The sequence below is a fragment of the Pseudomonas sp. HMSC065H01 genome (assembly GCF_001815235.1).
GTDB lineage: Bacteria > Pseudomonadota > Gammaproteobacteria > Pseudomonadales > Pseudomonadaceae > Pseudomonas > Pseudomonas aeruginosa.
On the sequence record NZ_KV819862.1, the window covers coordinates 328,598 to 342,717 of the forward strand.

Genomic DNA, 14,120 nt, shown 5'->3' on the forward strand with positions numbered 1-14,120 from the left:
GCGGAGCAGGGCGAGGGATTTTATCAGGGATGGGGCCTTTGCCATATCGTCGGTAATGAGCAGTTCCACCCGCCCAGCGTCGGTGTCCGATAACCCGAGGCTTTCCAGCACGGCTCGTAGGCTGTCATCAGTACATCGATTCGGATGATGTCTCCATCAGCCTCTCGACCTGGGCCGCCACCGTTTTTCAGTCACTGACCAGAATCTCCGCCCCTGGTACATCTTTCGTGGGGATGGACTCGATCGCCATTTTCTGGGGCGCTGCCAGGCAAAATGGTTGCCAGACCCGAGGAGGTAGTCGTTACCCTCCACTGGGCCTCTCTACATGCGCTCGACGATAGTATCGAGCTCCCGGATCTTGAAAGCCTTTTGGCAGGGAGGCGGGTTCCAGCCCAAAGGAGCGCTCCCGGTGAGTGGCCTTGACGCTACTGATGGTCAGCTTCGATAGCCCCGAGGAGTCGCCGAGCACATCGCCGATGCTTTTATCGGAGGTGGGATCGAGCGAGGGAAGTTGCCAAGGGTCTGGGCGGCGGTACGCGGGAACGACCGTTGCTTCTGTATGGCTGGCGCACTCTACATGCGTAGAGTTTTCGCCACTTCATCGATTTCGGTGATCGTGGCGTGGTCGGAAATGACTCTGGCCATGAGGTAGTCATGCAACTCTGCATCGCCATCGACACAGCCGTCTCTGAGCACAACCAACTGGTAGTCCAGATCGAACGCCTGGCGAACCGTCGTCAGCACTACGCCTGAGGTAGTGGCTCCAGCGATGAGCAATGTTTCAATATCATGCGCCCAGAGAAGCTCGTCCAGTTCCGTACCCGTGAAGGCGCCGACGCGACTCTTCGTAATGACCGGTTCGCTTTCGATCGGCTGCAAGGCGGCGGTGATCGCCAACCCGGGGCTTCCCGGTTCGATCAAGCCACTTTCACGTAGCTCGCGGAATAGCCTGTTGCGCCTGTCCATTGGCGGACCATCGGGCGGGCAGCCCACCGTTACATGAACTACAAGCATATCGGTTTGCCGTACCCTGGAAAGAAATCTGGAGGTGCGGGCCACTACCTCGGCTGCGCGAGGTGCGGGCACGAAGTTGTTCAGCACGAATTCCTGGAAATCCATCAGCAGCAGGGCGGAATTAAAGGGAGATTCAAGCACGAGCTCAGTCATGACGACCTCTGGGTGGTGGAAAACCGTCTAGCGGGTGGAGTGCCCAAGGGCTCGCCAGTTGAATAGCGCCCCTGCCAGCATCAACAGGCTGGTTACCAGGAAAACGCTGCGCATCCCGAACTGGCCACCGACGAACCCTCCGATTACCGGCCCGATTACCTGGCCGGCGAATTGCGCGGATAGCGACCAGCCCATTGCCGAGCCGACGAATCGCTCCGGGACGCTATGGCGGATTACAGCGGCCATGCACGGAAGCAGGCCGCCAAGCGCCATGCCCATCAGGAAGCGCAGGGCGATGAGTTGCCACCCCGCATATACGAAAGCCTGGGGAATCAGCAGGACGGCCGCGACGCTCAGCGCGGCTATCATGATGACGCCGTAGCCAATCCGGTCGGCCACCTTACCCAGATAGGTCGCGGAGATGATGCTTCCGAGCGCTGCCGCCGACATGGCCAGACCCGCCACAGACGTCACCCGCCTCGAGTCCTCGAGCAGCGTTTCGATATAGACGGTGATAATCGGTTCGACCGACATGTTGGCAATCATCAGCAGCAGGCCTGTCGCCAGCATGGCGAGGATCACCGCCTTGTTGGGCATATTCGACCAACCGACCTTGGGAGGTTCTTCGACGGCGGGGACGGAGGGGCGTGCAGTCTCGCGCAACATGAAGGTCGTGAAGACAAACGCAATGAAGATCAATCCACTGGCGCCCCAGAATGTGGCTCGTATGCCGATCAGAGGAGGCAGGAAGCCGCCAACCAGCGGCCCTAACAGATTGCCGGCCATCACGCCCGAGGAAAGAAGACCCAATGCCCATGCCGAACGGGATTTCGGAGCTTGCACCGCGACCAGGATCGTTGCCCCCGACGAGTACCCGCCGGCGATTCCCGCTAACAAGCGCAAGCCGATGAATTGCCAGATATCGGAGGCCAGCCCCATCAGCAACATGGTGATCGCCATTCCCAGGCTAGCTCGGACCAGCATGGGCTTGCGACCGTAGCGGTCGCCAAGCATCCCCCAAAGCGGTGCTACCAACCCGGCGGTGACGAAAGTGGCGGCGTAGGCGATACCTGACCACTGCACGATTGCAGCGTGGCCCGATACCCCGAGTTGACCTATGTAGACCGGGAGGAACGGCAGGATAAGTGTCATGGCGAAGACGGTGGTGAAGGCTCCAAACAAGCACACGGCGAGGTTGCGTTGCCAGCAGTCGATAGCGGGTTCGTTCATGTTGCCTTGCATCAGCAGACTCCGATCAGAGACACTCGATACCACACAGTCAATTTGGTATACCAATTTGGTATACATTGACGTTGGCCAATGGATCTGTCAATCGGAGGCACCTAATGACGGTCATTCAGCAGGCTGAAGAGCGGCTGCGCCGCTTGATTCTGGATATGGAGATCGGCCCTGGAGAGCGCCTGACGGAGCGCTGGCTCGAAGGGCAGACAGGGGCCTCGCGAAGCTCTATCCGCACGGCACTGGTTCGTCTTGAGGCTGAAGGTCTCGTTGCGAGGGAGGGCCGGGGATGGCTGGTGCCGCCCATCGATCTTCAGGAAATAGAACAATTGTTCGTATACCGGGAGATGCTTGAGGTAACGGCAGTTCGCCTCGGTGGAAAAGAGGCGGAAGAAAGCTATCTCCGGGAGGGGGAGGCCATACTGGATGCGGTGCCGATAAATGCCTCGGCAGAAGAGACCGAGTCTGCCGGACGCCAATTCCACCTTTGGATTGCCGGTTTGGCCCGCAATGAATTCATCAGTCGGGGGCTCGGCGAGGCCCTGACGCGCCTCCAGCGTGTCAGATGGTTGGAGAGCCAACCGGAACATCACGGCTGGGCCGAGCATCGCGCCATCATCGCCGCCTTGAGGGCATGCGATATCGAACGCGCCGCGGGGATGGTCGAATCGCACGTCCGGGAGACAAGGGACCGGTTGCTGGAAACTCTCCGAAAAGACCGGCGCAGTCTCAGGGCACGCGGAATCACCATTCTTCCTGAGTGATGCCGGCCGGGCAGGGCGATTCGGTCTCGTTTCCCGAGGAGGGGCATGCCAGGCGGCGCCGATTCCGACGCCTGAAGGTCTGCAGCCGGTTGTGGGCAGTCTGATCGGGAGGAGCCGAACCAACGAGGGCCGGCGGGCCGTGGCAGCTCCTGGCCCTGCCGGTGTGCCCCTGCCGACCTAGTCCATTTGAAATATTGCGATCCTGGCATGGGCCAGTAAGATGGGCCGTTCGACGACCCGCACCAGCCTCTATCAAGGATCGATGCATGAGACTGCCCCGCCCGCGTTTTGCCCTTTCCGCCGCCTTGCTGCTTTGCCTTTCCGGTTGCGTGTCGGAACTCGATTCGGGCGCCTATGGCAGCATGGACGATCCGCGCAACGCGCAGATGCTGGACCTGGTGGACCAGGCGCTGAAGGGGAACATGGCCGTGGTACTGGTGGCCGACGTGATGCCGCACAAGTCCCTGAGCGATGCCCTGACCATGACCCAGTGGACGCCAACGGCGATCTGGGAGTACGAGAAGGACCCGAAGGTGACCTTCGGCCGCAAGTTCCAGACCAACGCGCTGCAGCGGAAGCCCGACGAGACCTATCTGTTCAAGGCCTTCGAGGTGCATATCCTGCCGCCCGGCAAGTACCTGCTGACCGGCGGCGACGACTACCAGATCCATGGCTTGCTCGACCAGGTCGGCGCCCGCAGCGGTCCGCCCGGTTCGGGCCATGGCGCCAACGGCACCGCGTACCTGTCCCCCGAGCTGTATCGCGAGTACTACCGGGAAGAAGTCTGGAAAGATGCCACCTATGGCAGCGAGATCAAGACCGAGAAGGTCTGCACCGCCGTGCATGTGGCCTCGGGCGCCTGCGTGAGCTGGGGCGAGCAGCAATACACGCAGACGACCCAGGGCTCCCAGGCCGGCTATTACCAGCAGACCGACTCCCGCGACGTGCCCTCGATCAAGGTCCAGGCGCGCCTGCCGGTCGACAAGGCGCTGGCCAGCTTCACCGTGCAGGGCGGGCAATTGCTGCTGGCCCCGCGCATGCACCTGAAGACCCCCGGCTACAAGTACCAGCAGTCGAAGTGCCGGGCGATCGATCCGAAGAAGATCGAATGCCCATTGGAAAACCTGACCGTCTACACCTGGCCGGCGCCGATGGACTTCAGCCAGTCCCTGATCGCCCAGCGGGCCCTGAGCGACAAGCACCGGCAACTGCTGTCCAGGCTCCAGCCCCTGCAGATCACGCCGCTGCGCAAGCAGGGCATGGAAGACCCGGTCTGGGGCGTGCCGCTGTCATTGAAATAGCGGGTGTTCGCTCAGGGGCGCGCCGGGTGCCGCCCCTATCCACGATCGGCAGGGAAGCATTTCCCCACAAGGAAGGTGACATGAACGTATATCGCAAGGTTTCCTGCAGTGCCGCGACTTGGCTGTGCGCCGCGCTGCTGGCCGCATCCGGCCATGCCTGGGCCGAAGACTGGTGGGTGGTACACAAGGGCGACGACCCTGCCGAGCTTGACGTGTTCCTGGCCGATGCCGATTCGCTGGCACCGGTGCCGGGTATCGAAAACGCCTGGCAGTTGCAGATCGCCATGCTGTTCGACTCCTTCCATCTGCTCAGCGCGCACCAGTACCGCTGCGATACGCGAGAGGTGAAGGTGGTCAACGCCAAGACCTTCTCCAACAACGGGCAACCCACGAACCTCCAGTTCACCTTCGCCAAGGGCTGGACCCCGCTGCCCAACGAAAGCCATGAGGCTGTCCTCCAGTTCATCTGCGCGCCGCAGGAGCGCGAACGCAATGGCATGCGCTCCACCGGCAGGGGCGTGCCATTGCAGGCGGTGATCACCGCCGTCGGCATGGTCGAGATGGAGCGCGCCCAGGCCAATCTCGCCGAGGCCCGGCGCAAGCTCGAAGAGGCCAAGAGCGATCGCGTCATGGGCGAACTCGATCGTCTGCTCGGCAACGAACCCCGGAAGCCCTGAGCCGCTCTGACTGAAGCAGGGTGAGGCGAGGCGGATCGGGCCGTTTTCCGGAGCGATCGGCGTAGGTCCGGAAGGCGCGTCGGGAGGGTCTCGATGAAGTGGTATAGCCGCATCAGCCTGGGACTCAGCCTCGCGGTCGCGAGCGCTTTCCTGGTGGCGTACTGGCGATCGCTCGTCAGCCATAGCTATCCTAATATGAATGCGCCTGGGCTGATCGCCTACCTGCTGGTCTTTCCTGCCTGCGCCCTGTTGCTGCATTCCCCTGCGTTGGCATTCGTGCTCCAGCAGCGAAAGCTGGGAAGCGCTCGCGAAAGAGCGCTGCAATGGACGATCAACCTGGCGCTGTGGATGGCGCCGCTTTGTTTCATATTTGCCAGTCTTTAATCAGGCACTCGCGGGTGTGTAGCTCGAGTAAGCGGACTGCTTTGACATCTCCTGCTGCGGCGGAATACAGGTGCGTCCTTTGAGTCGCTCAGCGCTTCGGCGCAAAGACCATCTTCACCGGCGCATCGTGCTTCAGGCGCGAGCCGTTCGGTTGGTTCCCGGGCTCGAAGCTAGGGTGCCAGGCCCTGAGTTCCGTATCGGACAGCCACTCCAGTTGCAATTGGTCCGCGGATGCGCGCAGGTCGAATTGCGCCAGCGACCGCACGACTGCATGGCACTTTTCCGATTTCCCGGTTTCGAGGAGGGAGACCTGTATTTCTTCGCCCCAGGTGATCGAACCTTTCTCCGGGCATTTCCGAACCTCGACGTGGTATTGCCCGTTCGGCGACGGCAGGTCGGAAATCAGCTTGTCGGGGCCGCACGCGGCGAGGAGTACGCTCAGTATCAGCAGGGGGCTTTTTTTCATCCATGACCTCTGTGGAAATCTCGGAAAGGAATTCCTCTCTTTTCCTGGCGGAAAATGGGCAGGAAGCGGGCCTGCCCATCCTACGCGCGGACTGCTGGATCTGCCCATGGGCGATCCACAGCTTCGTGCACGAGCGATATCAGATGGCGCTGAGCGATTTCAGGATCAGATAGGTGCAGATGAGCACCCCTGCCATGGACAACAGGCCCAGGGCGACAATGCTGAGTTTCATCGGGTTTCCTCGTTGAACTGCGATGGGCTGCTGTATCAAGGAGGGGAGAGGCAGCAGGCGGGGGGAAAGCCCCGGAGGGATGAGCGGCCTCCGGGGCTTTGGTGACCACCATAGGAGAAAGTCACATTGATAAGGCTAGCCTTGTTTCGCTATGCGGCAAGCGAAGCGGCATCGCTTTTCCCGCAGGATCAGCCATACCGCAGTGATGGCCACGGAGGGTCCATGCGCCTCGTCCATTTCCTGATTGCCCTTCCCGCCGCGCTGCTGGCTGAGCCTCAGATAACCGTGCGGCGCAGGTTCAGCGTTCGTCGCCGATCTCCAGTTCGATGAAGTCGATGACCCCTGCCGCGCGGTTGTCGAGGCGCTCAAGTTCCTGGCCGTCCAGCGTCTGCAACAGCGAGACGCCGTGTTCCAGGCGCTCGCCGGAGGCATGCGAAGCGGCTTCGCGGGTAGGACTGAACAGCCAGGCGTGCGGATGTTGCGCGCGCCAGGCGGCGCGGGGTGAAAGGCTGACCTCGGTGCCTGCCGGGTAGTGCCAGGCGCCCAGTTGCAAGGCCTCGGCGAGGACCGTACCGCCGAGGCCGTACAGGCGGCGGTCGCGGTCGAAGGCCAGGGCGCCGCCGCTCAGCGCGATGCCGCGCACCGACACCCGTTGCCCGGTTTCCGGCATTACCCGCCAGCGCTCGGCGTCGCGGTAGCCGTCGGTGTAGACCATGCCATCGCTGGCGAACAATCGCGCACCGGCGGGGAAGTCGATGTCGTCGGCGCGGTTGCCGATCGCCAGGCTACAGCCTTCGAAGGCGGCGGGACGCCCGTCGCGCTCGCTGGCGAAGGCGATTTCCTGGCTGGCGTCGCAACGCCAGCCTTCGATCTCGGCGACTCCCTCGCCACGCAGGCGCAGCGAAGTGGGATGGACGCCGGTGGTTTTCCATGGGTCCTGCGGGTTGTCCTGCTCGCTCTGCAGCCAGCGTTGCAGGTGGCGGGTGGCGACGCCGCGGATCGTCACCGGGGTGGGGAATTCGGCTTCTCGGAAGCTTTCCGGCTGGTGCTTGAGTTCCAGCTTCAGCCGGGTGCCGGCAGGCATCTCGATGCCTCCGAGGCGGGTGGGGCGCTCGAGCACGGCGCTGTGCGCGGCTTCCTCGCGTGCACGTTCGCGCTCGTACTGCCAGAGACCGATCTCCAGCCAGGCGCGCAGTCCCAACGGGATCAGCAGGAGCAGCATCAGCAGGCCGCGGCTCGGCCAGCGGCGGCGCAAGCGCTGGCGCGCGCGCGGGCTGAAGGCCAGGAGCGATAGCCAGACCAGCAGCCAGATGCCGGCGACGAACGACGACAGGTAGATGAGCGGGACGATCAGGGGAATAGGGGCGACGGGGATCACGCGGGCGTCCTTGCGGGTTGGGTTCCATGACGTCTCCGGCGCGGCGTGCCGGGTACCTGCCAGAGTTTACAGGGCGCGTCCCGATGCCGCAGCGGCAAACTGTCTTCAGGCCTTGTCCGCCGGGGGCCACGCCCTGGAGAGGGAGGCGCTCGGGGATGGAGTCGGCGAAGTGCCGATTCAAGCCCAGGCGCGACGGGCCGATGGGGTGGTTATCGGTTTCTGTAGTCCAGTGGGGAAAAACCAATGAACGAAAGCGTCGCCAGGGTGTTCGATCGGATTCTACGGGGGCTCGGTTTGAAGACCCTGAACGCCCAGTTCCTGCTGTCCTATGCACTGATGTTCGGCCTGGCCGCCTGCGCCTCGGTGGCGTTGTACCTGAGCATGTCGATCTCGCCGGAAACCATCAACGTGGCCGGCGCGCAGCGCATGCTCAGCCAGAAGATGGCCCGCGAGGCGCTGCAATTGCGACTCGGCGCCGGCGACCCAAAGGCCCTGGCCGCGACCATCGCCCAGTACGAACGCTCGGCCGCCGACCTGGATGCGGGCAATGCCGAGCGCAACGTGAGCCGGATGGGCGCGCCGGAGATCGCCGCCCAGCGGCAGAAGGTGGCGCAGATCTGGGGCCGCTACCGGGCCATGCTCGACCAGGTGGCACAGCCTGCCAGCCAGGTCGATCTGCGCGGCTTCTCGCAGTATTCCACCGAGCTGTTGGGCGAGCTGAACAACCTGGTCTCGCTGATGAGCGCGCGCGCCGACAGTGTCCAGCACACCCAGATGTGGATCGCCTTCGGTTGCCTGTTGGCGATCCTGGTGCTGGTGGTGCTCGGCCGGCAGTTCGGCCTGGCGCCGCTGATGCGGCAGTTGCGTGGGTTGGAAGTGGCGCTGACCGAGGTCGGCGCGGCGAACTTCACCCATGCCCTGGCGGCGGGCCATGCGGACAACGAGATCGGCCGCATCGTCGCTGGCTACGAGCGGATGCGCCAGGACGTCAGCGGTTTGCTGGCGAACGTCAAGCGCAGCGCGGCAGAGACCGACAAGGACGTGGCCGAGGCCCTGGAGCAGGCGCTCGGCGCCGGCGACCAGGTGGCGCGCCAGCACCAGGACCTGGACCAGGTGGCCACCGCGATGAACGAGATGAGCGCCACCGTGGCCGAGGTCGCCCGCCACGCCAACCATGCGGCGCACTCCACGCGCGACGCCGCGGCCCTGGCCCACGAGGGACGGCGTCTGGTGGAGCACGCCAGCAGCCAGACCGGTGCGTTGGCGGAGGAACTGGAGCAGACCGCCCTGGCGCTGAACACCCTGCACCAGCATGCGGGCAGTGTCGGCCAGGTGCTTACGGTGATCAGCAGCATCGCCGAGCAGACCAACCTGCTGGCGCTCAATGCCGCCATCGAGGCGGCGCGGGCCGGGGAGGCCGGGCGCGGCTTCGCCGTGGTGGCGGACGAAGTGCGTTCGCTGGCCAACCGTACCCAGCAGTCGACCCAGGAGATCCAGGGGTTGATCGAGCAGTTGCAGGACGGCGCCAACGATGCGGTCGCCGCCATGCGCGGTAGCGCCAGCCATGCCCAGAGCAACCTCGTCGAGGCCGACAGCGCGGCCCAGGCGCTGGGGCGCATCGTCGCCACGGTGGAAGAACTGGACGGCCTCAACCAGCAGATCGCGACCGCCGCCGAGGAACAGAGCCAGGTGGCCCAGGACATCGACCGCAACATCACCAACGTCTCCGGACTCTCCGAGCAGGCCCACGAAGGGACCGCCGCAGTGCTTTCGGCCAACCAGAGGGTCAAGGAGCACATGGCTGGCTTGCGCGTGGTGCTCGGTCGCTTCCGTACCTGAGGCTGGCTGCGGGCGTCGGCGCTAGTCGGCGGACAGCTCGCGGATCAGCGCCACCGTCAGGTACAGGCGGGGGGCGATGCTGGATAGTTCGAGGTATTCCGCCTCGCTGTGCAGGCCGGCGCCGACCACGCCGAGGGTTTCCAGCACCGCCGGTTTGTCGCTGCCGGGCACGTAGGCGTAGCCGGCGTCCGTGCCGAAGCGCATGGCGATCGGCTCGATGCGCTTGCCGATTCGGCCGTAGAGCGTCTGTGCGGTTTCCGCCAGGCGCTGCGAGGCGGGGTTCTTCACCAGAGGCGGACGACCCTTGTCGAGACGCAGACTGACTTCGGTATCGGCGACCAGGCGTTCGCCGGTCAGCTTCCGGGCGTCGGCCAGTACCCGCTCGCTCTCGGCCGGGTCCGAGTAGCGCATGTCGGCTTCCGCCGAAGCCTCGGCGGGAATGATGTTGCGCTTCTCGCCGCCCCTGGCGAGGGTCCAGTTCAGCGTGGTGCCTTTCGCCGGATCGCCGAGGTCCTTGAGACGCAGCAACTGGTGCGACAGTTCGAGAATGGCGTTGCGGCCTTGCTCGGGTGCCGAGCCGGCATGGGACGAGCGACCCTTCACCTCGAGCAGCAGGCCGTCGATGCCATTGGTGGCTACCGTCACTGCGTCCCGGTCCGGCGGCTCGTAGGAGAAGACGTAGTCCTGCTGCCGGGCCAGCTCGGCGATCAGTTGCTTCGAGCCGGCGGAGCCGGTCTCTTCGTCGGGATTGAACAGCACGGTGATCCGTCCGTAGTCCCTGAAGCCTTGCTGCCTGAGCAGCGCCAGGGCATGCAGCACCATCGCCACGCCGCCCTTGGCGTCGGCCACGCCGGGTCCGTAGGCGCGCTCCGCGTCCTCGCGGAACGGACGCTTCGCCGCGCTGCCGGCGGCGAACACGGTGTCGTAGTGAATCATCAGCAGGAAGCGCTTGCTGCCGGTGCCATCGAGGGTGGCCACCAGGTTGTCGCCGGCCGAGGGCGTCGCCGGTGCGCTGCGGACTTGCGCGCCGAGCGCCTGCAGGCGTTCGGCGAGCAGCGCGGACAACTGGCCGAGGCCTTCGGCCTGGCCGGTACCGCTGTCCACCGCGACCAGTTGCCGGAGCGTGTCGAGGTAGGCCGGGCGTTCGGCTTCGGCCTGGCGCAGCAGCTCGGCGGCTGGCGTGTCGGCAGCGAAGGCGGCGGGCGAAAGCAGGAAGGCGAGGGCGAGCGGCAAGAGGCGGGGCAGGCGGCGGGCGTGCACGGAAGGTCCTCGTCTGGCGGGCGGAGGCGGCGCGGTTGTGCGCCGCGGTATCCGATTGACCTTAGGTCATGAGACGGTTTCCGCCAGCAGCGCCTCGACCTTGCGCCGCAATTCTTCCAGCAGGGCTCGTTCCTCGGCCGAATAGTCGCGCGGTCGGCTGTCGAGTACGCAGACGGTGCCGTACGGGGTGCCGTCGGGCGCATGAACCGGATAGCCAAGGTAGTTGCTCAGGCCGAACTCGACTTCATCCTCGTTGCCGGCCCATTCCGTCTCCTGGCGCGAGTCGCGCACGTGCAACGGGGCGTCGCGGTCGACCACGCGTTCGCAGTAGAGGGGTTTGGCGCCGTCTTCATGGACGCTCTTGCGGCCTTCGGCGCCGATCGGGTAGGTGTCCTCCAGGCGTCCGGCGGAGGCCTCGACGCGCATGTGCCGGGGCAGGGAACGCATGATCAGCACCGACGGCACGTCGAGCCGGCGGGCCAGTGCGTCGATATCCCGGCGCAGGGATTCGAATCGTTCGGAGGATTTCGCCATGCCCGGCCTCGCCCATGTCTGGTGGATGAACCGCGACTGTAGCGGCGAAAGGGGGCTTGGCCTAAATACCCTTTGGTGCGCTCCCCCTCGCTCGAGCGCATAAGCGCCCGGCTGTCACTCCTCGGTCGGGCCGGGCAGGTACTCCAGCAGGTCTCCCGGTTGGCACGCCAGGTAGGCGCAGATGGCCTCCAGGGTAGCGAGGCGAATGCCCTTTACCTTGCCCTGCTTGAGCAGCGACAGGTTCTGTTCGGTGATGCCGATGGCCTGGGCCAGGTCCTTGGACCTGGCCTTGCGCAGGGCGAGCATGACGTCCAGCCTGATTTCGATGGGCATGGCGGACCTCAGACGAACTGGCGGTTTTCCTCGGCGAGCAGGGCGGCCTTGCGCTGGATGCGCGCGATCACCATCACCGAGGCGGCGGCGAACAGGCTGACCAGTTCCGCCGAACCGAAGCTGAGACTGACGATGCGTTGCCCCTGGGGTTGGAGGAAGGTGACCCAGACTGTCAGCAGCGGTTCCAGCAGGAAGTTCGCCAGCACCCAGCAAGCCAGGCACAGGCCGACCTTGCCGAGCAGCGCCGCGGCGTCTTCGCAGAAATACTCGCCGCGCCCGTAGTGCTGGAACAGCCTTCGCAGCGCCTGCAGTCCACTGGCCAGGACCAGCAGCGGCAGGCTCGACAGGAGGATGCCGCCGAGGGCCTGCCAGAGCGGCATGTCCCGCGCCACAACGCCGAGGTCGCCGGCGACACCGGTGGCGGTGAGAGCGAAACCGAGGCCGTGCTCGCTGGCAAGGTCGGGGAAGATCCAGCACGCGGCGTTGAGCAGCAGCATGCCGGCGATCAACAGCAGGGTCAGGGTAGCCATCAGGCGGCTGTAGCCGGCCAGGCGGTCGCTTGTCATCGGGGGTACTCCTGGGAAGGTGGGCAGGCCCCTCGGAAACGAGGGAAATTGGAGTGATCATAGTTTAATAATAAATTATCGTAAAACGATAATTTCATGATCGCTGCATCCAGCCTGGAGCGCTCCGCAAAATCCCCCCGTGCCTGCCGGGGGCACGGAGGGGAAGCGTCCTACTTCTGCAGCAACTGGACGTTGTCGATGAACATCGACTCCTGCTGGTTACCGCTGAGGATCATCAGTTCAGCACGCTTGATCGGCCCCTTCGGCAATTGCACCTGGCCGCGCAGGCTGGCCCAGCGGCCATTCTCGACCACCTTGTAGCCCAGGGGCAGGTATTCGCCGGGCCGACCCTGGCTTTCCAGGTAGAGGTAGGCATAGGTCATGGCCTGCGAGCCGCGACCGTCGCCGACCCGTACGTCCGCGCTGAACGCGTAGGTCCGGCCTGCTTGCAGGTTGCCCAGCAGGCTGGTGCTCGCGCCGGTGCCGGCGTAGCGCCGCTGGTAGGCTTCCAGGGCCAGCCGCCCGGCGCTGGCGACGCGCGTGGCGCGGGCGCTGGCATGCACGCCGCTCCAGCCGCCGATGCCGCTCTCGAAGTCGTAGGCGATGCGTTTCGGCGCCGGCGGTACGCTCGGCGGCGCGGCCTGGGCTTCCTGCAGGTTCATCTCGTCGACCAGCAGGCTGGCGCCGCTGTCGCTCCAGACCGCCACGTAGAGGTTGCGCTGGTCGGCGGCGGGACGGTAGTCGAAGGTCTTCTCCAGGCGACTGAACTCGTTGCCGCTGACCGACAGTTCGACGCTCTGCGCCGGGTTGTAGGCCAGGGCGCCATCGGCGCGTTCGCTGAGCAGCGCCATGCGCACGGTTTCACGGGTATTGGCGGCCTTGAGCATGACCTTGCCGCTCAGCCGGTAGCCGCTGCCGGCGCGCAGGGGGGCAATGGGGCGGACCAGCAGATCGAAGCCACGCACGTCGACCAGCAAGGCATTGTCGCGGCAGCCCTTGGCGACGTTCACCAGGCTCAGCTGGGCGTTGCCGGACCATGCGCGCCAGCCTTCCATGCTGGCGAACTCGCCATCGCCGAGCAGGCCGCCGAGCTTGGCTTTCGTGCACCATGGCAGGTCCGGCGGGGTCGGCGTGTCGCCGCCGGAGCCCGGGTTGAGCGTGCCGGGTACCTTGGTCGGGCGAAAGTCGGCGATCTGCGTGGCCATGCTGTTCAGCGCGCGTACGGCGTCGGCGTGTTCTTCGCGGCCGCAGGGCTGGTTGGCGCATTCGGCGTTGACCAGGCGCGGGTTGGCGAAGAACGGTGCCTGCTTGTTGGTGCCGAAGGCATGCGGGTAGGCCATCACGGTGGCGAAGCGCCCCTGCACGCCGTAGCCGCGGCTCCATTCGTAGGTGCCGCTGTGGGCGTAGCGCGGATCGTAGTAGCTGGACTCCAGGTCCTGTTCGTAGGAGTGGCGCAGGCCCATGTTGTGGCCGGCTTCATGGGCGAAGGTGTTGAGCCCGCAGTCGACCCCGGTGAGGTTGTAGGCAATGTCCTTGGCGTTGCCGTGGAAGCGCCCGCTGTTCTTATCGCCCGAGCCCATGTAGCCGATGCCGCAGGTGATGTAGCCGTTGCCGCTGTTCTGCGAGCGGTTGACCAGGCTGACCAGGTCGGCGCCGTACTGCTCGCGCAGGCGCTGCACCTGCGGGTCGCGCATGAAGCGATCGAGGTTGGCGCCGGTCACCGTCGGGTAGTCGGCCCAGTCCAGGCGCTGCTTGTGCACCAGACGCAGGCGCAGGTTGACGCCGCTCTTCTCGTAGGCGGTGTTGGCGAACTCGATGTAGCTGGCGATCCGCGCATCGATGTCGCGGCCATTTGCGGTCTGGGTCGCCGCGGTGGTGTAGAGGACCATGATGTCGACGGTCTTCGGCGCGGCCTGGGCGGCAGAGGCTACCGCCAGGGCTAGGGTGGAGCAGAGCAGGGATTTCTTCATGGGTTGCCTG

General features: G+C 65.0%; 14 protein-coding genes. 5 read left to right on the top strand and 9 right to left on the bottom strand.

Translation table 11 applies throughout. From position 1 onward, the window contains the following. Nucleotides 1-573 precede the first annotated feature (573 nt). Together HMPREF3014_RS11080 and HMPREF3014_RS11085 are read right to left on the bottom strand one after the other, a co-directional pair. Entirely contained in the window at nt 574-1,167 is a 594-nt protein-coding gene (locus HMPREF3014_RS11080) for a cysteine hydrolase family protein (protein ID WP_003104048.1), read from the bottom strand. 27 nt (nt 1,168-1,194) lie between these two features. Beyond that, the gene (locus HMPREF3014_RS11085; RefSeq protein WP_003090864.1) at nt 1,195-2,409 is read right to left on the bottom strand and encodes an MFS transporter; all 1,215 of its coding nucleotides are present in this window, start codon (nt 2,407-2,409) and stop codon (nt 1,195-1,197) included. 104 nt (nt 2,410-2,513) lie between these two features. On the opposite strand from HMPREF3014_RS11085, the gene HMPREF3014_RS11090 reads away from it, so the two are divergent. From HMPREF3014_RS11090 to HMPREF3014_RS11105, 4 genes are all read left to right on the top strand, one after another. Beyond that, nucleotides 2,514-3,170, top strand: coding sequence for a GntR family transcriptional regulator (locus HMPREF3014_RS11090; RefSeq protein ID WP_003116580.1), 657 nt, complete (start codon nt 2,514-2,516; stop codon nt 3,168-3,170). A gap of 266 nt (nt 3,171-3,436) precedes the next feature. Then, nucleotides 3,437-4,471, top strand: coding sequence for a hypothetical protein (locus HMPREF3014_RS11095; RefSeq protein WP_003090863.1), 1,035 nt, complete (start codon nt 3,437-3,439; stop codon nt 4,469-4,471). 80 nt (nt 4,472-4,551) lie between these two features. After that, entirely contained in the window at nt 4,552-5,148 is a 597-nt protein-coding gene (locus tag HMPREF3014_RS11100) for a hypothetical protein (RefSeq protein WP_004350257.1), read from the top strand. A 93-nt stretch (nt 5,149-5,241) separates the two neighbouring features. Beyond that, a complete protein-coding gene (locus tag HMPREF3014_RS11105; protein ID WP_003104043.1) occupies nt 5,242-5,532 on the top strand; it encodes a hypothetical protein in 291 nt (96 codons plus the stop codon). Nucleotides 5,533-5,620: 88 nt separating this feature from the next. Here the strand turns inward: HMPREF3014_RS11105 and HMPREF3014_RS11110 are convergent, their stop codons facing one another. Next, nucleotides 5,621-6,106 (bottom strand): hypothetical protein, encoded by a 486-nt coding sequence (locus HMPREF3014_RS11110; protein WP_003122543.1) that lies wholly within the window; start codon nt 6,104-6,106, stop codon nt 5,621-5,623. A gap of 422 nt (nt 6,107-6,528) precedes the next feature. Next, nucleotides 6,529-7,608: a hypothetical protein gene (locus tag HMPREF3014_RS11115; protein ID WP_004350252.1), complete on the bottom strand. Its 1,080-nt coding sequence runs from the start codon at nt 7,606-7,608 to the stop codon at nt 6,529-6,531. 243 nt (nt 7,609-7,851) lie between these two features. Here HMPREF3014_RS11115 and mcpN point away from each other — a divergent pair, with 243 nt between their 5' ends. Further along, nucleotides 7,852-9,447, top strand: coding sequence for a nitrate chemoreceptor McpN (gene mcpN / locus HMPREF3014_RS11120; RefSeq protein WP_003114783.1), 1,596 nt, complete (start codon nt 7,852-7,854; stop codon nt 9,445-9,447). Between the two features lie 21 nt (nt 9,448-9,468). On the opposite strand, the gene HMPREF3014_RS11125 is transcribed toward mcpN, so the two are convergent. The 5 genes from HMPREF3014_RS11125 to mep72 form a co-directional block, all read right to left on the bottom strand. Continuing rightward, a complete protein-coding gene (locus HMPREF3014_RS11125) occupies nt 9,469-10,707 on the bottom strand; it encodes a M20/M25/M40 family metallo-hydrolase (RefSeq protein WP_003114784.1) in 1,239 nt (412 codons plus the stop codon). A 66-nt stretch (nt 10,708-10,773) separates the two neighbouring features. Continuing rightward, nucleotides 10,774-11,241, bottom strand: coding sequence for a GAF domain-containing protein (locus HMPREF3014_RS11130; protein WP_003104034.1), 468 nt, complete (start codon nt 11,239-11,241; stop codon nt 10,774-10,776). A gap of 114 nt (nt 11,242-11,355) precedes the next feature. Beyond that, nucleotides 11,356-11,574: a helix-turn-helix domain-containing protein gene (locus tag HMPREF3014_RS11135; protein ID WP_003108924.1), complete on the bottom strand. Its 219-nt coding sequence runs from the start codon at nt 11,572-11,574 to the stop codon at nt 11,356-11,358. An 8-nt stretch (nt 11,575-11,582) separates the two neighbouring features. Then, nucleotides 11,583-12,140: a DUF2975 domain-containing protein gene (locus HMPREF3014_RS11140; RefSeq protein WP_003090849.1), complete on the bottom strand. Its 558-nt coding sequence runs from the start codon at nt 12,138-12,140 to the stop codon at nt 11,583-11,585. A 170-nt stretch (nt 12,141-12,310) separates the two neighbouring features. Next, the gene (gene mep72, locus HMPREF3014_RS11145; protein ID WP_016263373.1) at nt 12,311-14,110 is read right to left on the bottom strand and encodes a metalloendopeptidase Mep72; all 1,800 of its coding nucleotides are present in this window, start codon (nt 14,108-14,110) and stop codon (nt 12,311-12,313) included. Nucleotides 14,111-14,120 lie beyond the last annotated feature (10 nt).

Coding starts and splice junctions, on each gene's coding strand:
- HMPREF3014_RS11080 (WP_003104048.1), bottom strand. CDS start 1,167: ATGACTGAGCTCGTGCTTGAATCTCCCTTTAATTCCGCCCTGCTGCTG.
- HMPREF3014_RS11085 (WP_003090864.1), bottom strand. CDS start 2,409: ATGCAAGGCAACATGAACGAACCCGCTATCGACTGCTGGCAACGCAAC.
- HMPREF3014_RS11090 (WP_003116580.1), top strand. CDS start 2,514: ATGACGGTCATTCAGCAGGCTGAAGAGCGGCTGCGCCGCTTGATTCTG.
- HMPREF3014_RS11095 (WP_003090863.1), top strand. CDS start 3,437: ATGAGACTGCCCCGCCCGCGTTTTGCCCTTTCCGCCGCCTTGCTGCTT.
- HMPREF3014_RS11100 (WP_004350257.1), top strand. CDS start 4,552: ATGAACGTATATCGCAAGGTTTCCTGCAGTGCCGCGACTTGGCTGTGC.
- HMPREF3014_RS11105 (WP_003104043.1), top strand. CDS start 5,242: ATGAAGTGGTATAGCCGCATCAGCCTGGGACTCAGCCTCGCGGTCGCG.
- HMPREF3014_RS11110 (WP_003122543.1), bottom strand. CDS start 6,106: ATGGGCAGATCCAGCAGTCCGCGCGTAGGATGGGCAGGCCCGCTTCCT.
- mcpN (WP_003114783.1), top strand. CDS start 7,852: ATGAACGAAAGCGTCGCCAGGGTGTTCGATCGGATTCTACGGGGGCTC.
- HMPREF3014_RS11130 (WP_003104034.1), bottom strand. CDS start 11,241: ATGGCGAAATCCTCCGAACGATTCGAATCCCTGCGCCGGGATATCGAC.
- HMPREF3014_RS11135 (WP_003108924.1), bottom strand. CDS start 11,574: ATGCCCATCGAAATCAGGCTGGACGTCATGCTCGCCCTGCGCAAGGCC.
- HMPREF3014_RS11140 (WP_003090849.1), bottom strand. CDS start 12,140: ATGACAAGCGACCGCCTGGCCGGCTACAGCCGCCTGATGGCTACCCTG.
- mep72 (WP_016263373.1), bottom strand. CDS start 14,110: ATGAAGAAATCCCTGCTCTGCTCCACCCTAGCCCTGGCGGTAGCCTCT.